This is a genomic window from Paenibacillus phyllosphaerae, from assembly GCF_014192105.1.
GTDB lineage: Bacteria > Bacillota > Bacilli > Paenibacillales > Paenibacillaceae > Paenibacillus_Z > Paenibacillus_Z phyllosphaerae.
Genome location: NZ_JACHXK010000022.1, coordinates 12,150 through 33,376, shown reverse-complemented (window position 1 = coordinate 33,376; position 21,227 = coordinate 12,150). Strand labels below are relative to the sequence as shown.

Below are 21,227 nucleotides of genomic sequence, written 5' to 3'. Positions count from 1 at the left end.
CGCTTTCCAATCATTTTTAGTGAACGCCCAAGTAAGCCTTAATCATGCGCTGATCCTGCAGCAGATCCGAGGATTTTCCCTGGAACGCGACGCGGCCGTTGTCGATAACGTAGCCGCGGCTGGCGATCGACAGCGCCTTATGCGCCATCTGCTCGACCAATAAAACCGCTGTTCCACCCTTCGCCAATTCCTGTATGCTGGCGAAAATGTCGCTCACGATAATCGGCGCAAGCCCGAGCGAAGGCTCGTCGAGGAGCAGCAGCTTCGGCTTGCTGATCATCGCGCGGGACAACACCAGCATCTGCTGTTCGCCGCCGCTGAGCGTCATCGCCTGTTGATCCCGCCGTTCATATAGCCGCGGGAACCGTTCGTAGATGCTGGCCAGCTCGCGTTCGAACTGCTCCTTGGACGTGGAGCCAATCTTGTTCTTAAGCCCCAGTCGGAGATTCTCCAGCACGGTAAGCGTCCCGAATACCTCGCGGCCTTCGGGCACCAGCGAGATGCCCAGATTCGCCGTTCGGCTCGCGGACAGCTGCGTGATGGGCTTCCCGTCGAAGGTAATGACCCCTTTATCCGGCCGCACAAGGCCGAGAATGGACTGCAGCAGCGTTGTCTTGCCCGCGCCGTTCGAGCCGATGACGGCTACGATCTCGCCTGCCGCAAGTTCAAGGTCAATCCGCCGCAGCGCTTGAATCGCGCCATAACGCACTTCCAGTCCTTGAATGCTAAGCACCGGCCGCCACCTCCTCTGCGCCCAAGTACGCTTGAATGACCCGCGGATCCGTCAGCATCTCCTCCGGCTTGCCGGTTCCGATCACTTTGCCGAAGTCGAGCACGGTCACCGTGTCGGATATGCGTTGGACGAAATCCATATGATGCTCGATCAGAATGATCGTCAGCCCATAAGCGGTCAGCTTGCGCAGCAGCTGCTCCAGCTGTCCGATCTCGGCGGCGGTCATGCCGGCCGCAGGCTCATCGAGCAGCAGCAAGTCCGGTTCCGTAGCCAGCGCACGGGCAATCTCCACCATCCGTTGATGGCCGTAAGGCAGCTGACTGGCCGGCATATCGCGGTCGCCCTCATACCCGATCAGATCGAGCAGCAGATGAGCCCGCTCTTCCATGACCCGCTCGTCGCGCCGCTGTTTCGGCGTATGCAGCAGCGCATGGGCGAATCCCACCCGTCGTCGCCCGGCCATGCCGACCATCACGTTCTCGAGCACGGTCAACTCCTTGAACAGCCTCGAGTGCTGGAACGTCCGGGCGATGCCGAGCATCGTAACGTCGCTGAGCGAACGCGGGTTAAGCGACTTGCCGCGCAGCGACAACGTCCCTTGATTGGCGCTGTAGAGGCCGGAGATAACGTTGAGCAGCGTTGTTTTGCCCGCGCCATTGGGACCGACGAGGGAATGGACCGCGCCCGTCGCGACGGAGAAACTAACATCCTTTAAGGCATGCAGGCCGCCAAAATGCTTGTGGATGCCGTTTAACTCCAGCATTACCGCTCCCGAAGAAGAGGCATGTGCGAATAATTGCGGCGTCTCGGAATTTCGCTCCCTTGCAGGAGAAGGACCGGTTTTCGCATAACCGCGTATTTTTCTCCCCAACAGCTGGCCCGCCGTCCCTACAATGCCCTTCGGCAAGAAGAACAGCACGGCGAACATAATCCCGCCATACAGCGCCATGCGCAGCTTCTCCATCTGCAGCAGTTCCGGCAGGAACACGAGGATCGTCGCGCCGACGACCGGACCGAGCACGGTTCCCGCTCCGCCGAGAATGACGATCAGCACAAGCTGCACGGACGTCTGAAAATGATACGTGTCCGGGCTGATGAAGCTGTTGGCATGGGCATAGATTGCACCGGACAACCCGGCCAGTACGGCGCTGAACGCGAATCCCGCATACTGCACCGCGAACTTGCGGATGCCGAGCGAAGCCGCGGCAATCTCGTTCTCTTTGGTCGCAATCATGGCTCTTCCCCAAGCCGAGCGCCGCAGGTTGCGGATCAAGACAAGGACCAGCACCGACACCGCCAAGACGAGCAAATACATGCTCTTCAGGTCGAAGCGGTATCCGCCGAGCTCCGGCTTCGGGATACCGGATATCCCGAGCGGCCCGCCCGTGAAGGCATCCCAGCGGATCAGCACCTCATGAATGACGACGCCGAAGGCAATCGTGATCATCGACAGGTACACGCCGCCGGCCTTGATGGTCGGTATCGCAATCAGGCTGCCGATGACCAGCGACATGAGCATGCCCGCCAATGCCACCACCCAGAAGGACAACCCCGCCTGGGTACTCAAGTACGAGGATACGTACGCTCCGGTCGCCATGAGTCCGGCGTGGCCGATCGATACGATGCCGCAGTAGCCGATGAGCAGATTCATGCCGGTACAGGTAATGACGAAGGTGCCGATCATGAACAATAAATTCAAGTAATACGTATCCATTAGCCACGGACATGCGGCGAGCAGGGCGACGATGATAGCCGCACTCGTGACCGCCGCCGTCCCGCGGTATCGCAAGCCAAGTTGCAAGAACGAATTCATACGCAAAGTGCCTCCTTGTCTCACAGGGTGTTAGACTTTAATGACCGTCTTGCTCGTGTTGAACAGCCCTGCCGGCTTCCAATACAGCACGAGGATGACCATGCCGTAGACGAACATCTCGCGGAATGCGGTCGAGATGTATTGCCCGATGAACACCTCGGCGATGCCAAGGATAAGGCCTGCCGCCACGATCCCTTTGGGGTTGTTCACGCCGGCGAGGATCGCCACGGAGATCGCCTTCAGCCCGAGCGCGAGTCCGATATCGACCGATACCGCATAGTTGGTCGACATGAGCGCGCCGCCGAGTCCGGCTAGCAGACCGCTCAGTACGTAAGCGACAGCGACGATTTTGTTGCTGCTGACGCCCATGATCTCGATCGCCGTCCGGTTATCGGCCGTCGCCCGCAGCCACAGCCCCCAGTGCGATTTTTTGTAGAACACGATGAGTCCGACGAGCAGCAAAGCGACCACCGGCAAGAACACGAATTCCTTCCAGTAAACCCCCGCTCCCATAATCCGCAGCATCCCGTCGCCGACCGGCGAAGGCGTGACCCCTTCATCCGGACCGTTGAAATAGAGGGCGACGTCCTGAATGATGATGCCGACCGCAATCGTGCTCAGCACCCATTCGATCGCATTCGGGCCGCGATCGAACTTGCGGATCGCCAGCCGCTCGATGCCCAGATTGAGCAGGGCAACGAGCGCGGCGGCGAGCGCGAACGACACCAGGAACGGGAGGTGCGCATGCGACGTGAAGCCGAACATGATCACGCCACCGAGCATGACTAACTGGCCTTGCGACATATTGAGCGTCCCGTTCACCACGTAAGTCAGGCTGTAGCCGAGCGCGATCAGGGCATATAAGCAACCGACCGCCAGTCCGCTAATCATAAGCTGCAGTACCAAGGACATGCCGATCATTCCTCCTTACATCGGGTTATTGCAGATCCGATACCACGAGCTTGCCGTCTTTCCAGACGCACATGAGGTACGAGTTCACGTCGATGGCATCGTGGTTCTCCGCCGTGAAGACCTGTTCCCAATCGCGGATGACGCCGCTATAGGGGCCGACTCCCGACTCCAACGTGTCGCGTATCGCCTGGCGGTCCTTCTCCAGATCACCGGTCAGACCCGCCTTCTCGATCGCTTGGAACAGCAGCATCGCGCCATCGTAGCCCTGCGCCGCGGAAGCGAACGTCGTTGGCAGATGGCCGAATTTGGCCTCGAAATCCGTAATGAAGGCTTTGGCAGGCTCGCGTGTTTGCTCGACGTTGAAGTTCGCCGTCTGGATCGCATAGACGCCGTTGGCCAGCTCTTTGCCCACTTCCTGAATGCCTTTGTTGGCCGTGCCGTTCTCGCCGACGACCGGCACCTTCCAGCCGAGCTTATCCATCGCCTGCAGCACGTAACCGTTGGCCGCCCCTTGACCGAACAAGTAGATGACTTCGGCACCCGACTCCTTCGCCCGGTTCACCTGCGCCGTCATATCTTTGTCCTTGGCATTGTCGAACGTCTCGACGGCCGTTGGCTTAAGCCCTTTCTCCTCCAGCACCTTGGTCATTGCGGCCGCCGCGCCTTTGCCGTAACCGCCGTTCTCATGCAGGATCGCAATCTTGTTCGTCTGGAAATGCTTCTCAATGAACGTCAAGGCATATTGCGCCGTAATGTTCGCATTCATCCGTACGCCGAAGGTCCATGGCATCCCCGATTCTACGGAAGCCGGAACATTGGAGGTAGCAACCATGAAGGCCAGCTTCTCTTCCATAATGACCGGCGATTGCGCGAGCATGACCGTACTATGGAAGCCGCCGATTGCCGCCAGTACCTTTTCCTTCTGGCTGAAGTCGCGGATAATGCTGATCCCCCGCGTCGGATTTTGCTCCGTATCCCGCACGACAAGCTCGACCTGGCGTCCGTGAATACCGCCCTTGGCATTAATCTGATCGACCGCCACCTGCACGCCCTGATAGAGGTTAACCGAGTTCATCGCGTTATCGCCGGTCGCTTCCGTCGACATGCCGATCAGGATCGGATCGCTGCTTGCCTCGCTCGTAGCAGCCGGGGCATTCGCTCCTGCGGTGCCGCCGTTCTCGCCGTTATTGTCGCTTGCGCCGCAGCCGGCCAGCACGCCGACCATTGCGGCGACCACTAAACCCGTAAACCATCGTTTCCCTTTTGCCATCTTCATCATGTGCCACTCCCCCAGTTATTTAATGAAGTACAATGTGATCCATCCGCGTCTGCAGCTTGGTCTCCGCCGTCATGCGACCGCGCTTCCATACCGTCCGCTGCTCCGGCTTGCCGAGCAGGATCGCCCGCTCAGACACTTCCGGGAATAGGACCATATCCGCTACAGCTCCCGGCTCCAAGCCATATTGCTGAATGCCGAGCGCCTTGGCGGCGCCGCCGGTCAGCATATGGATCAGCTGCTTGGCATCTTCGTCGCCGCCCATATAAGCCGTCACCGCCAGCAGCCAAGCCGTCTCCAGCGGATCTGCCTTGCCGAAAGGCGTGAACGGGTTTCGGACGTTATTGACGCCGATCACCACATTCACCCCATGTTCCTGCAGCAGCTTCACCGGCGTCAGTCCTCTGCGCGGACGTTCCCGATCTCCTCTCCCATTAATGAAAAGGTCCGTCGCAGGCAGCGTCATGATCTGCAGATCCGCTTCGCCGATTCGCCGCGCGGCCGTCTCTGCCCGCTTGCGTTCCATCGAGCCCAGCGAGGTGACGTGGCCTGCCGCCACGAGCCCCTGCATACCGGCGGCAATCGTACGGTCCGCGATGTCCAAGATCGCGGCATCCTCCGATCGATCGGAGAAGTCGGCATGGAAATCGATCGGCTTGCCGTATTTCTCAGCCAGCCGGAACACCACATCCAGATGGTCCTCCAGCGAAGGATCCTGATACGTGATGCCGCCAACGACGTCGCCGCCGATTCGCAGCGCCTCTTCCATGAGTTCTGCCGTGCCCGGACTTTGGAAGATGCCCTCTTGCGGGAAGACGACGACCTGGAGATCGAGCACATCGCATACCTTCTCCTTCAGCTCCATCATCGTTTCGAAGGCCGACAGGCCCAGAATCGGATCCACTTCCGCATGGCAGCGCATATGCGTGACGCCGTTCTTCACCGCTTCCCGGATCACGTACAGCGAACGGGCCGCCATATCCGCCCGCGTGAAGCCGTACTTCATCGCAGCCGTCATTCGGATGGCATCTTTCAGCGAGGCGGCATCCTCTTCCATCCGCGAGAGCAGCAGCGCTTTCTCCAGGTGGATATGCGGTTCGATCAACCCCGGCAGCAGCATGCCGCCGCCGGCATCATAGAGCGTACGCGCCGCATCCGCTTCGGGACTTTGCCCCTGCGGCAGTACCGAGGCAATCAAGCCGTCTTGCACGCCAATGGCGAATAAGCCCGATCTGCCTTGAAGCCGCGCATTGGTAATTCTGACATCCCACATGCCGACCGCACCCTTTTCAACGTCATATTTGGTAACATCATTTTCATTGAGTAGAGCATAACTTTTTCAGGATTAGAAAGCATTGTACGATGCGTATAAAGAAATGAGGGGCAATTGGATGCATAGTCCAAGGGTATCTTTACAGTCAAGCGATTCAGTGTTAGGTTTTATACCATAAAGGAACGATGAGGGGGTCGACCTATGCTGCTGGAGCATTTGCTCTCCAATCCGGTCTTTCGCCATGCGCGCGTGATCGCAGGGGGTGAAGGGCTGTTGCGCCAAGTCCAGAACGTGAACATTATGGATGCGCCGGACATTATCCACTTCCTGCGTCCCGGGGAGCTGCTGCTGACCAACGGGTACTTCATGAAGGAGAATCCCGGCATGCTGCTCCAGCTGCTGCGGCATATGAATGAGCTGCAGTGCACGGGCCTGGCGGTCAAGACGAGACGGTTCGGCTTGGAGATTCCCGATGCGGTGCTCCAAGAGGCGGAGAAGATCAGCTTTCCGATTATCGAGATTTCTTCGGTCGAGCATTCCTTGGGCGAAATTCTGCAGCGTTCCACGAGCATGATCCTGGACAACCGGAACGATGAGCTGCAGTACGCGCTGACGATCCATAAGCGATTCTCGTCGATGATCATGAAAGGCGACGGCATTCCGGAGATTATCGGGGCGCTAGCTCAGCTGCTCGACTCCCCTGTGCTGCTGCTCGGCAGCAAGCTTGTCGTGACGGATTACTCCGAGCACTTCAAGCGGCCCCAGATGCACCCATTGTTGGAAGCTGCCGAGAAGGTGCTCCGAGGCACATCCGCAAGGCAGACCGCGGCTCAGCTTTGCCTGCTAGATCCCGAGCTGCTCGCGTACCGCCATGTGGAGCTCTATCCGATCCATACGTATCGCCACGAGGGGTACCTGCTGGCGTTCCAGTCGAAGCAGGCGGCGTCGAACGAATATGGCCTTACGCTGGAGCAGGCCTCCAATGTCATCAGCATGGAGCTGACGAAGCGGCAAGCCGTGAAGGAGCGTTCCCGCCGGTACAAGAACGAGTTCTTCGCCGATCTGTTGGGCGGGCATATTACCTCCGAGCAAGAGGCACTTCATCGCGGCCGCAGGTACGGCTTGAAAATAAGCGGTTCTTGGCTTCTGATTGCCGCGCGCCAAGACGAAACGCCGGCCAACCCGCTGCCCTCAAGCATAAAGCCGGCTTGGGCGGATGAACGCTCCATCTCGCAGCGCGATGTCATCTACGAGCTGATCAAGCGGCATCTCTCGCTCATTGCGGCCGAATTTCGGATGTTTACCATTCATGATCTGTTCGGGATCCTGCTGTTCGTCGGGGAAGGCGAATGGGACGAAGGGGCATTCTTGAAGGGGCTTGGCAGCGTGGCCGAGCAGCTGCATGAACAGTCTCAGCTAGATGTATCGTTCGGCGTGGGGAAGCCGGTTACGAGCGTGCTCGATCTTCGCGTATCCTTCACGGAGGCGGGCAAAGCGCTGCAATACGGCTATCAGCTGGGGCGGAAGCGATTCGTCCAATCGTATCGTTCGAAGGATATCAACTATCTGTTCCGCAGGGTTCCTTCCGAGGAGCTGCGGCAATTCTATGAGGAGACGTTCCAGTGCTTCGCGGCATTGGAGGAGGAAGAACGCCGGGAGCTTATGCGCACCTTGCGCGTGTTCTACGACACGCATTGCCAGTTGGTGGAGACGTCCAAGCAGCTTTACGTCCACCGGAATACGGTCATCTTCCGCTTAGATAAGTGTGAGCGGCTGACGGGGCTCAAGCTGAAGGAACCCGCGGAGAGCCTTCGGTTCCGGGTTGCCTTCGCTATCGAGCGACTGTTGCAGACAAGCGGAGATGCGGATCTTGTCTAAGTGGAGTGACGGCGGAACGGAGATTTATCTTCATTGCGGCATGCCAAAAAGGAGCACCGGCGGTTGGCCAACGCTCCTCCTATCGGCTTTCATTTCACTGCAACATGGCGGAAATCCGCCCAAGTTCCATCCAAACGGCGTAGCGTTCGGTCAGCGTTCCCCGAACCGCTTGATTGACCTTTCACGCGCCCGTTCCGCTTCAACCTCACGGTTGCGCGGCTCCGCATTCGTGACGAGCGAATCGAGCAGCTTCCGCGCCGCTGCCGATACTTCCTCTACCGCCTGCTGGAAAGCCGCCTCGTTGGCCTTGGACGGGGCGTTGAACCCGGATAGCTTGCGGACGAACTGGACTGCCGCTGCCGTTACTTCCAGGTCAGTCGCCGGCGGATCGAAATTGAATAACGTCTTGATATTGCGGCACATAGTCAGACTCCCTCGCCCTTATTCTTTTTGTCCTGCTTAAGCGGCTTCGTAATAGATACGAGCACTAGTCCGGTCACCAGCGTAACCGCCCATACGGCAAAGGAGGGCCAGCCTTCAGGCAATATGCCTAGAAACGCGTACGTTAGCGGATGGCCGAACAACGCTTTGATGAGCGGCTGGGCAATCGTGGCCAGGCCAATAAGGCTTAACACAATGCCAAGGATCTGCAGCCCGTCATTCTGAATCCGACTCATGAGTTTCCCTCCTTGTGGCAAGCCTAAAGGTGTTAATCGTCTCCTGAATGGCGCCATTCACATCCTCAACCTGACCCATCGCGATCTGACCGCTAACCCGGTCGATAATGCTTCTGACGAATATGGCCATTAGCTTAGGCGGGAAAGACCGGAAGCTCTTTTCTTCGTCTTGCCCATATTGGAAGATCTCTATAAGCGGCTCGTAAATCTGTTCATCCTCGGCAAACGCCAATGTGCCGTCCTTATTCCGGTGGTTAGCCATAATCTGCGTAGTCGCCAATGTCTGCATGCGATGGCCCGCCACGAAACGCAAGTTGGACTCCAGATAGGAGGCCAATGCTTCAGGCGCCGACCGGTCCAGCACCATATGCTGCGCCATGTATGCCGACGCGTCATGGAAGAAGGACTGGACGAGCTGCTGCAGGATCAGATCCTTTTGCGGAAAATGGTACGTCACGACGCCCTTACTGATGCCCAGATGGTCGGCGATCGCGCCAAGCGACATACCGGCATAGCCCTGCTTGACCAGCAATTCCCGAGCGGCCTGCAATATTCTAAGTGGGGTTTCTTTCATGGTCTCTCCGTTATCTAGACTCCCGATTGAGGTCGCTAATGCTTTATCTCGTTCATTTTAGTACGATCGAGCTAAACACACAAGTATTTTTCGTACGATCGGACGAAAAAAGCAGAGCGCCGCCATATCGCGACATGCTCTGCCTGTGACCTTAGATAGGGCAGTCATTGGAAGACCCACTTGCCCCTCTTCCTCGGTTCCCTCGTCAACGTGTTCCTAGTTCTTCTACCCTTCTACGGCGCTCTCCTGCAAAGCGCTCTTCTCTGCTGGCCGACCGGCCTCCAACAACTGTTTATTGCCCACGAACAATAACGCCAGAATCACGATCAACACGCCTGTTCCGACCAGCAGCCATTCAATCTCGATCACATCCGACAACGGGCCGAAGATCAGCATACCCATCGGCATCATGGACGTCGAGATCATGCCGAATACGCCGAAGATGCGTCCCAAATAATTCGGGTCGACCTTCTCTTGCAGCATAACGGTCGTTGGCGTATTGGCGATCGGCATGGCAATGCCGAATACAGCCATCGCGACGAGGTAAATCCAGAAGTTCGGAATCATACCCAATGCGAAGGTGCATACGCCCATCATCAGGTTGGCCATCGTCATCGTATGCACCTTGTTGCGGAATCCGCCCCATGAGGCGATGATCGCTCCGCCAGCCATCATCCCGACGGAGAACGCGATTTCAATCGCCGTCAACCGCCAGTAATCATCCCCGAAACTGCGCGTCACCTGGAGCGGCGTCAGGAAGGCAGCCGGTGCCATCAGCACAAAGAAGAAAGCGAAGAAGCTAAAGAGCGGCTTCAGGAAGCTATGCGTCTTTATGTAGGCGATGCCTTGCTTGAAGTCATCCAGATAGCTATTCCCCTGGTTATCCGACGCCTTCTGGTGGGTCGGGATCTTGAGGAAGAAGAATAGCGCCGCGATCGCAATAGCCGCGGTAATCACATCGATGAAGAAAATAACTTCAATGGTAGCAACGGACAGCAGCGTCGCGCTGACGATAGGGGCGACGAACATCATCAGCGCCTGAAGCGTACCATTGATGCCGCTCACCTTCGTCAGCTTATCTTCCGGGACGATCTGGGGCAAGATTGCACCCACGGCCGGCGTCTGAATGCCCGCTCCGAGCGCGCGGACGGCCGCAATCACGAACAACAGCCATGGCTCATCGTAGCCCATGAAGAAGGTAATGGCGAGGATCAGCGTAACCGATGCAATCATGGCATCCGCCAGCATAATCAGGTGCTTGCGATTGAAGCGGTCGGCCCACACCCCCGCGAACGGCGATAACAGAAACGTAGGAATGAAGCCGCAAATGATGAACAGCGTCATCATCAAGCCGGATTGCGTCGTGAGCGTGACGTACCACATGATCGCATACTGCACGAGAGCGGAGCCGAACAACGAGATGGTCTGGCCGCTCAGGAAGAGCGTAATATCCCTTTTCCAATGCTTCTTCTCTTCGGTAGGTGTCATCACTTAATCCTTTCTGCAGATAGCAGTAATCGATAGACCCATTAGAACAAGTCCCCCTATCAATCAGTCATATCCATATTCTATGAAATGAATTCAACGTGAAGTCGGCCGTCGCTCACCTCCTTAACCAGGTAATCGGGCAGCTTGATCTTCTCCTATTATGTCAGGAACGTAGGCGGTCGGCTTCTTATCGATTGCTCGTTTCTTGGATCCTTGGGCGATGAGCGACTTCGACAACGGGCATAATCAGGTTGCCGTAGGAGACTCTGCGAAGCCCACGGAAATTCCCCCCGCTATATACGGTGAGCCGGGGGGATTTGACGCAAGTTTTTTAGTGGCGACCATGCCCCGCGGATCTAGCAAACATCCAAGTTAGCGATCTAGTTTAGGCCAAGCTATTGCTAGTAGCTCTGGATGTTCATCTGCGGCGGGACCAAGTGATGAACCCGAGCATGAACGCCAAAAAAAGGCTGTGAGCAGCCTGCCTCTTCGGCAACTGTCACAGCCCTCTATCCCGCGTCCGACGCGGCCTCTCGCCTCTTACTCGTCTCCGGTCGCAACCGGGTTCTCCTTGTCGCTCACCCAGTCGCTCCAACTGCCTGCGTACAGCTTCACGTTCGTGTAGCCCGCTTCGAGCAGCGCCATCACGTTCGGCGTCGCGGTGACGCCCGAACCGCAGTAGACGATGATCTCGTCATCCTTGTTTACGCTTAAGCCCTCGAAGCGAGCGGCCTGCTCCTCCGTGCTCTTCCACAATCCGTCCGCGCCGCGGCCTTCGGCCCACAAGACATTCTTCGCGCCCGGAATGTGGCCGGCCACTGGGTCGATCGGCTCGACTTCGCCGCGATAGCGTGCCGGCTCGCGCGAGTCGATCAGCGTCGCGCTCTTCGTGCCGGCGACTACGTCCTGCACGTCGTATACCTCGGACAGCAGGTTATGCTGCACGGTCGCGAGGAATTGAGCAGGGATCGTGATCCGCTGCTCGGCGGTAACCGGGAAATTCGCTTCCGTCCACGCCTTGAAGCCGCCGTCCATGACGAATACATTGTCGTGGCCGAGGTATTTCATCAGCCACCACAGCCGCGAAGCCATTGCGCCGCCCTGATCGTCGTAAGCGACGACGCGCGACTCATTGCTGATGCCTGCCCGACCGAGTCTGGCGGCAAGCGTAGCCGGGTCAGGCAGCGGATGGCGTCCGCCGCTGCCGTCTGCCTCCACCGGGCCGGACAAATCCTGCTCCAGGTCCAGATAGATCGCGCCCGGGATGTGCGCCTCCTCGTAAGCCGCGCGGCCCGATTCCGGCTTGCCGAGCGTAAACCGGCAGTCCACAATCACGATGTCCGGCTCATACATACGCGCGAGCACCCATTTGACAGGTACAACTGCATTCATCTTCATCTCTCCTCTATTATTGCGAGTCCAGCCAACCGTGTATCGGCCATTCGTCGCACCGTTCTTCATCATTTAAGCTCTAAGCGGCCGCCAAGCAACCGCGCATTGTTCTTCCATTCCTACAGTAGCGCTAATGGGCGCCTCATGTCCAGCGGCAGCCAGCATAATCTTGCTATGTTATACTGGAGGGCATTACATAAGAAGGAGTCTTAAGCCGATGTCTACCGTTTCCTATCACATCGCCCCGCTCACCGCAGCACACGCCGAGTCGCTATGCAGCTGGCGCTACGAGCCGCCGTACGACTTCTACCGCTGGCTCAGCTGGGAAGAGATACAGGCGCAGGGCCGAGAGTTCGGCGATCCGGATATCCGGCGGGATCAGTATGCGGCCGCGCTAGACGAACATGGCCAGCTTGTCGGCTTCGCGCAGTTCTTCCCCCTCCTCGGAGTGACGCGCCTTGGACTTGGTCTGCGCCCGGACTTATGCGGACAAGGCAGCGGCATTGCCCTCGTGAGGGTTGTGGTGGCCGAAGCGCTACGGCGGTCCCCATCCCACGAGATTGACCTCGAGGTGCATAGCTGGAACAGACGGGCGATTCGCGTCTACGAGCGGGCAGGCTTCGCGATCACGGACACGTATGAGCTCCCTGCCCCGGGTGGTTCAACATTTGAGGTGCATTGCATGACGTATAGCCCAGCCGATGCGTAAAGGCGGGCTTTTGCGCCTTACTATAATAAAGCGCTTACATTTATCGTTCTAACCGATCCTCCCCCGTCATATCTGTTATAGTGAGCGGAGAAAAGCGCGGTTCATGTCGGGCTGTGACCTGAACATTCGCCCGCTGCGCGGTTCGGTGCTGAGCCGTAAGCCTCTTCGCTCGCCAAGACGATTTAATGGGAGGCGGTCCAATGAAAGGTTGGAACATCGCAAGCCTAATCGTTCTCATCATCGGCGGCTTAAACTGGTTGCTCGTCGGTCTGTTCGAATGGAATCTAGTCGAGGAAATCTTCGGAGATGCGGATGCGGTCGTAACGAAGATCATTTATATTCTGGTCGGTCTGTCAGCGCTGTATGCCCTTACTTTCTTCAGCAAGGTGTCGGAGGACTGACAGGGTTTGAAAAAGGAAAAAAGGAGGGGTTGCCCCCTCCTATAACATCGGTGTCATTCTCTCTGCGGCTTCACTCAATGCTTTGATTGCCATGAAAGGAACCAAGCCGATTGCCACCACACCAAGTCCGATACCTTTGAGCACTGCTAATACATTCACCATAATAAATTTCTCCTCTATGCCTGATGTGTGGGTGAATCGCAACCGGCTGTCATGATCCCATTATGCAGGACTTTAGACCCTTGGTTTTGCGCCGCCGGCTTTCGCCAGGTTAGCCATTTAGTAGCAGTTAGCTGCTGTATATGTGTCTATTCTATGAATAAATGGACACATTGTCTACTGGGAATATGTTCATCATTAGTCCTTAGGAACTAACCCTTATTTGCGCAAAAAGCCCGTTCGAAAGCTTGCCTCCCGGCTTGCTCCCAAACGGGCTTTTTCTAATCTGCGCACTCGCTCATGCGATTCTCGCAAGAACGCTGACTTCCCTATTTCCCCTTACACATACCCTTCGTGAAAATCGGCGAACAAGACGCCTCCGCCCGGCACCGATACCGATATCGTCCGGATCCGGTCGAATCCGCCGAGATCCGTATACGCCCGTGAAACGGTCGATTGTACCGATCCGTCCCCCAGTTGCAGCGCAAGCGGAACGAAGAACGGACGCCAGCTCCAATTGAGCATGCGGTACTGCTCCTCCCGGTTCCAACGGCCTGTCACGCGCTGCTCGTAGTTGGACGAGCGCTGAATGCCTTCGTCGCTGCACAGATACACGCGCAGGCACTGCTTCGACAGCTCAGGGAGCAACATCTCGACGAACCGATCCGCCGCGCCCACATCCAGACCCGCACAGCCGCCTTGTTCCTTGATTGTCTCCAGATAGAGAGAGCCGACTTCCAAGGCTTGTTCGATCAATAGCCGAAGCTGCTCGGCCTCCGCATTCCACCGACGCTCCTCCGCGATTTTGCGGTCCCGCCGCTGGCACAGCCCTTGCTCGATGAGCGATGTGAAGCTGCCTGCCGGTAGGAAGTCCGCCTCCGCCCTCGCGAACAGGAATCCTTGCACGTAACGGGCGCCGACCTGAATAGCCCGCTCGAAATCCTGCTGCGTCTCTACGCCCTCGACCAGGAGCGAAGCTCCGATCTGGGAAGCGAGCGCCGAGAACGAATGCAAGAGCGCATAATAGCCGCGATGGCTCTTGCTGCGCTGGAGCATGTGAATATCGATCTTCAGGATATGCGGTTCAATCTGGGCGATCCGGTCCATATCGCTATAGCCGCTGCCGACATCGTCGATCGCGATGAGACAGCCCGCTTCCCGATAAATATCGACGACCGTTCGCAGGTGCTCCATCGGCTCGCGGAACGATTCCTCCGTAATTTCGATCACGACCCGCTTCGGGTTGATGCCATACTTCTCGAGCAAGGCAAGCGTCGGCAGGGCCCCGGTCTCCACATACGTCTTGTACATCCAGGACGGTTTTATGTTCAGGAACAGCATCGCTCCCTCGGCTCTGCTGCTGGAATCGGCAATGGCCTTCTCCCGCAGCATCCGGTCTACGCGAACCTGCTCCTCCATCGGAATGGTTTTATCGGCGAAAAAGGGACCCACGCTCCGGACACCCTCGTCCGTTACGTATCTTCCTAGCGCCTCGTAACCAACGATTGTGCGCGAATCAAGCGCAAGTATAGGTTGATAATAGGGGACTAGACGGTCCGCGGCTTCTGCTGACAACCAAGCCGTGAAGTTCGTATCCATTGTGCCGCGCTCCTCGCCAACAATTGTGCGTTAGATAACTTAACATCATTGTACGAGAGCAGCGGAACGATGACAAGTTCGACTTTGTTCGACAATCCCCCATTATTTTACGTTGGCCGGTTCGCGCGCCATTCATCGCCATTTTCTTACGCCCGTTGGGTCAGACCAAACGGATAATCCGGCTTTCCTTCCCGTCTACCGATACCTCGATGCAATGATGTTTCGGTCGATAGGCGATCATGCCGCCCCCTACCTTAATGACCGGATCCTCGCCTAATCCATAGAAAACATCGTCGGCCAGCGCCTCGAGCACATCCTTGCGTTCCTCGACTTCAAGCCCTTCCCATTCCGCGGCTTCCATCTCGAAGAACAGGTACCCGTCACCGATCGATCCGATCGCCTCGGTCAGTTCTTCTAAGATCTCTTTATATTCTCGTGCATGCTTCACGCCCATCGCGTCATCCACCTTTTCTTCCATACTCGTATCTGTCACTTATTCTACACGATTTCCATGGAAATTTAACGTTATACCCGTTTTTCATACGAATAGCTCTAATTTCCGGTGCGGTTTTGACGATAAATAAGATAGAATGATTTTTGTCGAATTGCCGTTCTTTTTGTCAGCAAAGTTTACTATAAAAATAGATGGGGTGTAGGAATGGAAAAATCAACGCTTATAGGTGCCGTACTCGCGGTAATCTCGATCTTTGTCGGCATGGTGCTCAAGGGCGCGCCGCTCGCGTCCCTCATGGTACCGGCCGCCTATCTCATTATCATCGGCGGTACCGCCGCAACGATCTTCATCGCCTTTCCGATGTCGGAAGTCATGAAACTCCCGACGCTGCTGAAGCTGATCTTCAAAGAGCAGAAGCTGATCAAACGCGAAGAACTCATTACGATGTTCGTAGATTGGGCATCCGTAACACGCCGCGAAGGTTTGCTTGCGCTGGAATCGAAAGTCGATGAGATTCAAGACGGATTCCTGCGTAACGGCATGCGGATGATCATTGACGGCAACGATCAGGACTTGGTTCATGATGTCCTTATGGAAGATATCACGGCTACCGAAGAACGCCACCGCGTTGGTGCTCAGATCTTCACCCAGGGCGGTACGTACGCCCCGACGCTCGGCGTATTGGGCGCCGTGGTCGGTCTGATCGCGGCCTTGCAGGATATGGCGGATATGGAGAAACTCGCCCATGCGATCGCAGGTGCCTTTATCGCGACGTTGCTCGGTATCTTCGTCGGTTACGTCGTCTGTCACCCGATCTCCAACAAGCTGAAGCGTATTTCCAAGCGTGAGATGGAGATTAAGACGATGATGGTCGAAGGTTTGCTGTCCATTCAATCCGGTGTTTCTACTACGGCTATCCAACAGAAGCTAGCGGTCTATCTGACGCCGACAGAGCGCGCGAAGATGGAGAAAGGAGCAGCGGCTAGTGAGTAAAAAGCATAAACATCCCCACCATGAAGAGCATGTGGATGAATCTTGGCTCATTCCTTATGCCGACTTGCTTACGCTGCTCCTGGCGCTTTTCATCGTACTATTCGCGATGAGCTCGGTCGATGCCAAGAAGTTCGAAGAGATGGCGCAAGCCTTCAATAGCGCCTTGAACGGCGGAACCGGCGTCTTGGACCAAACATCGCCGATTGAGACCGGACCGGACAATGACAAGAAGAAGAATGAAACGGAAGACAAGAACGAAGCGGCCAGCGCAAGCGCCGCCGACAAAGAGCGTAAAGCTCAGATGGAAGCGGAGCAGAAGCAGCTCGAAGACCTCAAGAAGAAGGTCGACAATTATATTAAAGCGAACGGCCTGACGACGCAGCTGGATACGAAGCTCAATGCATCCCAGCTGATGATCACGATCAGCGACAACGCGCTCTTCGCTTCAGGCAGCGCCACGGTCAAGCCGGATTCCCGCAAACTGGCCGTTGCGATCGGCACGATGCTCGTATCGTACCCTGGCTATGAGATCGTCGTATCCGGCCATACGGATAACCAACCGATCTCGACCTCGGAATTCAAGTCGAACTGGGATCTCAGCTCGGCGCGCGCCATTCGCTTCATGGACATTCTCTTGTCGAACAAGAAGCTGGATCCGAAGCTGTTCAGCGCCATTGGCTACGGTCAATACCGTCCGCTCGACGGCATATCGAATACAACGGCAGCCGGACGTGCGAAGAACCGCCGCGTTGAAGTATCGATCATTCGCAAATTCATTGACCCGGAGAATTTAAGCCAAGTCCCTGCTACGCCCAAAGAATAGATCTACAATCTAGTGTATGCCGAAAAAGCCAGCGTAATCCGACTTTCGTGTCGATTTACGCTGGCTTTTGTGCGATTAGATACCGCTTATTGATAATCAAGATCCGCGAATAACTGCTTAAGCTCCTCAGCGGACAGATCCCGCCACTTGCCCGTGGCCAGCGACCCCAGCTCGATATTCATGATGCGCACCCGCTTCAGCTTGCGCACCTGATACCCGAACGCCGAGCACATCCGCCGTATTTGGCGATTGCGGCCTTCATTCAGGATGATGCGGAAGACGCGGTCGCCCTCCTGCTTCACCGTGCAGGGCAGCGTCATGCTCCCTAATACATGCACGCCTTCGCTCATCGCTTGGACGAAGCGCGGCGTAACGGGACGGTCCACGGTGACGATATATTCTTTGTCGTGCTTGCCTTCCGCCCGTAAAATTTTGTTGACGATATCCCCATCGTTCGTCATGAGAATAAGACCTTCGGAGTCCTTATCGAGCCGCCCGATCGGGAAGATGCGCTCCTTGTGGCCGACGAAATCGACGATATTGCCTTCCACATGCTCTTCCGTCGTGCTCGTAATGCCGACAGGCTTATTCAGCGCGATATAGACATGGCTCTTCTGCTCGCCAATCCGATTGCCGTCGATGCGCACATCGTCGCCGTGCTCCGCCTGGCTGCCCAGCTCCGCGACTTGGCCATTGATCGTAACTCTGCCGCTCTCCACGAGCTTATCGGCTTCCCGTCTTGAGCATACCCCTGTCTCGCTAATAAACTTATTGATTCTCAAGCCTCTGTTCCTCCTGCTTCTTGCCTTAACATTGCATTGCCCGCTTCGGCGATCTGATCATTCTCGTAGAGATAAACTTGCGGCCCGTCTATAGGTCCACCCGGAAGCCCGCTTCTGCCGCTTGCAGCCGCCCGCATGGCCGCGGCCACCTGAGCATCCCACACAGGCCGGTAGACGCGCAAGGGTCCGACCATCAGTACGCGCAGCAGCGGCGACATGAGCACGGCGATCCGTTCGCCCAGGCGGAACTCGGCACGTTTGCCGAGCAGCAGCGATGGGCGCAGCAGATGCAGCTCCGCGAGACCGAGCGAGCGGAGATAATCCTCTATCTCTCCTTTTACCCGACTATAGAACACTTTAGACCCCGAGCTCGCCCCTACCGCCGAAATGACGATCATTCGCGTGTCGCCATGACCGCTGGCCCAGTTACCTAGACGGGCCGGATATTCATAATCCACCTTGCGGAATGCTTCGCGCGTCTTCGCCGTCTTGATCGTCGTGCCAAGCGCACAGAATACCACGTCTGCCTCCACCCCGTCGAGCGCTTCCTCCAGCCGGTCAAAATCAGCGACGATGACGCGCAGCTTCGCTGCATAGCCGCTCCGAGAAGCTTCCTTGGACAGTGGACGCCTAGCTAATACTGTAATGCTGCTGCATGCGGGATCGGCTAGCAATTGCGTGAGCAGTTCCGATCCGACAAGGCCGGTTGCCCCGGCCAGCAATGCCCGATAGGGCGTCTTCGCTTGATGGGTGGACGTCATCTGCATCGTATCACGTACGCATCCTTTCTTCTATTGTTGCTTGAGGCGCCTGCTCCTGCGGCGATTCGATCCCCCGCTCCTCGCGAAGAGGCAGCGTAATGGTTACCACGGTGCCTACGTCAACCTCGCTTTGAATATCGAGCATGCCGTGATGGCTATGTATAATCCGCTGGCTGACCATCAGCCCGAGCCCCGTTCCAGTCTCTTTGCCCGTGAAGAACGGATCGCCAAGCTTCGGAATCATCTCGCTCGGAATGCCGGTTCCTTGATCGATAATGGCGATGGAGACCTTGTCTGGCCCCGCATGCTTCACCTGCACCTCGATCTCGCCGCCCTCCGGCATCGCTTCCATCGCATTCTTCAAAATATTAATGAACACTTGCTTCAGCTGATTCTCTTCGCATGAGATCTGGCAGACCTCCGATGTGTAATCCATCTTAAACATAATGTCGCACAGATGCGCCTGGCTGTCGAGCAGGGAAATGACATCGCCCAGAATAAATCGCACATCCTTCACTTCAAAGCGGGTCGCCTGCGGCTTGGCCAGGATCAGGAACTCGCCGACGATCAGATTAATGCGGTCAAGCTCAGACAACATAATATCGATATGCCTCGGATTGAGCTGGCCCTTCTCCTGGTGAAGCTGGAGGAAGCCGCGCAGCGTCGTGAGCGGATTGCGGATCTCGTGGGCGACGCCGGCCGCTAACTGTCCCACCGTCGTCAGCTTCTCGGAGCGGCGCAGCAGCTCCTCCATTTTGTTGCGGCTGGTCACATCCCTCGTAATGTTGGCCAGCGCCCGGAGCTTCCCGTGCTGATCGCGGATCGGGGATGTCGTGACGCTGACATCGATCCACTCGCCGCTTTTGGTGACGCGTACCGTTTCTCTCGTATTCAGCAGCCGACCGGAGATGAGCCAATCGAGCGCCTCCTGCTCCTCTGTCAGCAGATGCGGCGGCACCAAGGGCAGCTCCCGACCGACCGCTTCGTCCTCGGCGTAGCCGAACATCTGCTCGAATGCCCGGTTCACCTGCGTCAGACGGCCATCGAGATCCATGACGTGAATCGCATCCGTCGTATGATTAATGAACGATTCCAGATATTCTTTCATCGATCGGTTCTGCTCGAACGATTGGGTCAGCTTGCTCGTATAGACGCTTAAATTAATCGACATCTCGTTAATGTGCTGAGCGAGCTGGCCGATCTCATCTTTGCGCGTCACTTCAAGCGGCTCCCCGAACCGCCCATTGGCAACCTCATCGACCTTCCGCAGCACGTCGGAGATCGGTCTCATCAGCCAGTCTGCGATCATGTAGCTGCCCAATATGATGACGCTTAGCAGGAGCAGCGCGAAGAAAAGCTGCGTATTCCGCTGTTGCTTGATTTGGCCCAGCATCGGATCGATATCGTAGGCTAGCGCAACAACGTACACATCTTGTATTTCCTGTACGCGGAAAAAGCCTTTCCGTACCTGCTTGCCATCCCAATCGCCATCCACGAGTACCGCATCGCCGCCTGCTGCGCTTACCATGGCTTGCGTATCCGCAGCGGATTGATGCTGGAAAGTCCCGTAGATCCGCTCGGCCTTCTGCTTCGCTTTCCCCGCTGCTAGGCTGCCCGCATCTGCCGATGACACCTCTTCCTTCAGTTCGAATACGGCCATATCAAGCAGAAGCGTGTGGTTATTGATAATCGCGGCTAGCAGCGAATCCGGCCCTAGGAGCGTCTTGTATTGGAGGGCAAGCGGATCGACAACATGAGCGCCGATCCAATAGTCTTGCCGCCCCGTATCATAATAACTCCACTTCTCTGCCAACTGGCTGCCTTCCGACACCGCTGCTATCGGGTTGCTCCAGAAGGATGGCTGCCCGCCTGTACCGTTGCCTTTCTCCGATATGGCTTGCTGCCACTTGCCCCATGCAGGCGTGGTCAATGCCTTGCTCTCATGCGATGACGATTGCGCGACGCTATATTCCCCCTTATCATCTCGGACGATGATCGCCATGTCCGTTATTCCATACTGCTTCGCGATTAACTCCAACTCTTGGCCGGTGATCTGGTCTGCCGGCTTATTCAGCCGCACGGCTGCCGCGGCGGAGGCGGCCTTCATCTTCTCCTCAAGCGACATATCCATTATGCGACCGCCCGTCTCATATAACGCTAACGCGCTGATCGCCTGATTCGCCAGCTGCCCCATCTGGGACTCGTTATCTTCCTGAAGGTTGACCCGCAGGGAATATTCGTTCAAAATCACGTTAAAGACGAGTAGAATGGAAACGATGAGTGAAATGATAAACGTTAGCTTCATTTTGACGGACACGCGGATACCTCCGTTTGTGGGAATGTGGATGAGTTTGTGGATGCTGCAGGTTAAGCTCCGCAATTATCCCGAGTTATTGGTATAAAGCCTAGATAACCTTCTTCATGATGCTATACACATGGGGATACGTAAGTTATCGGCTAATTCCCGTGTATGTAAGGTGCTATCCACAAGTTATCCACTTTATACACAACCTTTTCGAATAAATTGTGG

21 protein-coding genes and 1 riboswitch are annotated in these 21,227 nt (G+C 56.6%); of the genes, 5 read left to right on the top strand and 16 right to left on the bottom strand.

The window, feature by feature from the left end:
- Positions 1-16: 16 nt before the first annotated feature.
- From FHS18_RS28905 to FHS18_RS28885, 5 genes are read right to left on the bottom strand one after another with little or no spacing between them, the layout of a single operon-like run.
- The gene (locus FHS18_RS28905) at positions 17-733 is read right to left on the bottom strand and encodes an ATP-binding cassette domain-containing protein (protein WP_183603877.1); all 717 of its coding nucleotides are present in this window, start codon (positions 731-733) and stop codon (positions 17-19) included.
- Positions 726-2,546, bottom strand: a complete 1,821-nt coding sequence (locus tag FHS18_RS28900) for a branched-chain amino acid ABC transporter ATP-binding protein/permease (protein WP_183603876.1) — start codon at positions 2,544-2,546, stop codon at positions 726-728. Before FHS18_RS28900 ends, FHS18_RS28905 begins: the two co-directional genes overlap by 8 nt.
- 30 nt (positions 2,547-2,576) lie before the next feature.
- A complete protein-coding gene (locus FHS18_RS28895; protein WP_183603875.1) occupies positions 2,577-3,458 on the bottom strand; it encodes a branched-chain amino acid ABC transporter permease in 882 nt (293 codons plus the stop codon).
- Between the two features lie 25 nt (positions 3,459-3,483).
- Positions 3,484-4,737: an ABC transporter substrate-binding protein gene (locus FHS18_RS28890; RefSeq protein ID WP_183603874.1), complete on the bottom strand. Its 1,254-nt coding sequence runs from the start codon at positions 4,735-4,737 to the stop codon at positions 3,484-3,486.
- 19 nt (positions 4,738-4,756) lie between these two features.
- Complete coding sequence (locus FHS18_RS28885; RefSeq protein WP_183603873.1) at positions 4,757-6,007, bottom strand: amidohydrolase family protein; 1,251 nt, start codon at positions 6,005-6,007, stop codon at positions 4,757-4,759.
- Positions 6,008-6,208: 201 nt separating this feature from the next.
- On the opposite strand from FHS18_RS28885, the gene FHS18_RS28880 reads away from it, so the two are divergent.
- Entirely contained in the window at positions 6,209-7,885 is a 1,677-nt protein-coding gene (locus FHS18_RS28880; protein ID WP_183603872.1) for a PucR family transcriptional regulator, read from the top strand.
- A gap of 150 nt (positions 7,886-8,035) precedes the next feature.
- On the opposite strand, the gene FHS18_RS28875 is transcribed toward FHS18_RS28880, so the two are convergent.
- The 5 genes from FHS18_RS28875 to FHS18_RS28855 all read right to left on the bottom strand — a co-directional run bounded on the left by FHS18_RS28875 (position 8,036) and on the right by FHS18_RS28855 (position 12,016).
- Positions 8,036-8,308 carry a DUF2277 domain-containing protein gene (locus FHS18_RS28875; protein ID WP_183603871.1) on the bottom strand — a complete coding sequence of 91 codons (273 nt, stop codon included), beginning with the start codon at positions 8,306-8,308 and terminating at the stop codon, positions 8,036-8,038.
- Between the two features lie 2 nt (positions 8,309-8,310).
- Positions 8,311-8,562 carry a hypothetical protein gene (locus FHS18_RS28870; protein WP_183603870.1) on the bottom strand — a complete coding sequence of 84 codons (252 nt, stop codon included), beginning with the start codon at positions 8,560-8,562 and terminating at the stop codon, positions 8,311-8,313.
- Positions 8,543-9,136, bottom strand: a complete 594-nt coding sequence (locus tag FHS18_RS28865) for a TetR/AcrR family transcriptional regulator (RefSeq protein WP_183603869.1) — start codon at positions 9,134-9,136, stop codon at positions 8,543-8,545. The genes FHS18_RS28870 and FHS18_RS28865 overlap by 20 nt, the downstream gene beginning before the upstream one ends.
- A gap of 225 nt (positions 9,137-9,361) precedes the next feature.
- Positions 9,362-10,624 carry an MFS transporter gene (locus FHS18_RS28860; RefSeq protein ID WP_183603868.1) on the bottom strand — a complete coding sequence of 421 codons (1,263 nt, stop codon included), beginning with the start codon at positions 10,622-10,624 and terminating at the stop codon, positions 9,362-9,364.
- A 540-nt stretch (positions 10,625-11,164) separates the two neighbouring features.
- The gene (locus tag FHS18_RS28855; protein WP_183603867.1) at positions 11,165-12,016 is read right to left on the bottom strand and encodes a sulfurtransferase; all 852 of its coding nucleotides are present in this window, start codon (positions 12,014-12,016) and stop codon (positions 11,165-11,167) included.
- A 217-nt stretch (positions 12,017-12,233) separates the two neighbouring features.
- Here FHS18_RS28855 and FHS18_RS28850 point away from each other — a divergent pair, with 217 nt between their 5' ends.
- Together FHS18_RS28850 and FHS18_RS28845 are read left to right on the top strand one after the other, a co-directional pair.
- Complete coding sequence (locus tag FHS18_RS28850) at positions 12,234-12,725, top strand: GNAT family N-acetyltransferase (RefSeq protein WP_183603866.1); 492 nt, start codon at positions 12,234-12,236, stop codon at positions 12,723-12,725.
- Positions 12,726-12,925: 200 nt separating this feature from the next.
- Positions 12,926-13,126 carry a DUF378 domain-containing protein gene (locus FHS18_RS28845; protein WP_183603865.1) on the top strand — a complete coding sequence of 67 codons (201 nt, stop codon included), beginning with the start codon at positions 12,926-12,928 and terminating at the stop codon, positions 13,124-13,126.
- A gap of 39 nt (positions 13,127-13,165) precedes the next feature.
- Here FHS18_RS28845 and FHS18_RS35045 read toward each other — a convergent pair whose 3' ends face one another.
- The 3 genes from FHS18_RS35045 to FHS18_RS28835 all read right to left on the bottom strand — a co-directional run bounded on the left by FHS18_RS35045 (position 13,166) and on the right by FHS18_RS28835 (position 15,338).
- Positions 13,166-13,288, bottom strand: coding sequence for a hypothetical protein (locus tag FHS18_RS35045; protein WP_281378884.1), 123 nt, complete (start codon positions 13,286-13,288; stop codon positions 13,166-13,168).
- A gap of 34 nt (positions 13,289-13,322) precedes the next feature.
- Positions 13,323-13,413, bottom strand: a riboswitch (cyclic di-GMP riboswitch).
- Positions 13,414-13,624: 211 nt separating this feature from the next.
- Positions 13,625-14,884, bottom strand: a complete 1,260-nt coding sequence (locus FHS18_RS28840) for an EAL domain-containing protein (protein WP_183603864.1) — start codon at positions 14,882-14,884, stop codon at positions 13,625-13,627.
- A gap of 160 nt (positions 14,885-15,044) precedes the next feature.
- Positions 15,045-15,338, bottom strand: a complete 294-nt coding sequence (locus FHS18_RS28835; RefSeq protein WP_183603863.1) for a hypothetical protein — start codon at positions 15,336-15,338, stop codon at positions 15,045-15,047.
- A 204-nt stretch (positions 15,339-15,542) separates the two neighbouring features.
- Between FHS18_RS28835 and motA the strand changes: the two genes are divergently transcribed.
- Complete coding sequence (gene motA, locus FHS18_RS28830; protein ID WP_183603862.1) at positions 15,543-16,331, top strand: flagellar motor stator protein MotA; 789 nt, start codon at positions 15,543-15,545, stop codon at positions 16,329-16,331.
- Positions 16,324-17,154: a flagellar motor protein MotB gene (gene motB / locus FHS18_RS28825; protein ID WP_183603861.1), complete on the top strand. Its 831-nt coding sequence runs from the start codon at positions 16,324-16,326 to the stop codon at positions 17,152-17,154. Before motA ends, motB begins: the two co-directional genes overlap by 8 nt.
- A gap of 86 nt (positions 17,155-17,240) precedes the next feature.
- On the opposite strand, the gene rluF is transcribed toward motB, so the two are convergent.
- Genes rluF through FHS18_RS28810 form a run of 3 tightly spaced genes read right to left on the bottom strand, consistent with a single transcriptional unit; the run spans position 17,241 to position 21,014 of the window.
- Complete coding sequence (gene rluF / locus FHS18_RS28820) at positions 17,241-17,936, bottom strand: 23S rRNA pseudouridine(2604) synthase RluF (RefSeq protein ID WP_183603860.1); 696 nt, start codon at positions 17,934-17,936, stop codon at positions 17,241-17,243.
- A complete protein-coding gene (locus FHS18_RS28815; protein ID WP_246427979.1) occupies positions 17,933-18,703 on the bottom strand; it encodes an NAD(P)H-binding protein in 771 nt (256 codons plus the stop codon). Before FHS18_RS28815 ends, rluF begins: the two co-directional genes overlap by 4 nt.
- Before the next feature lie 4 nt (positions 18,704-18,707).
- Positions 18,708-21,014 carry an ATP-binding protein gene (locus FHS18_RS28810; RefSeq protein WP_343060725.1) on the bottom strand — a complete coding sequence of 769 codons (2,307 nt, stop codon included), beginning with the start codon at positions 21,012-21,014 and terminating at the stop codon, positions 18,708-18,710.
- Positions 21,015-21,227 lie beyond the last annotated feature (213 nt).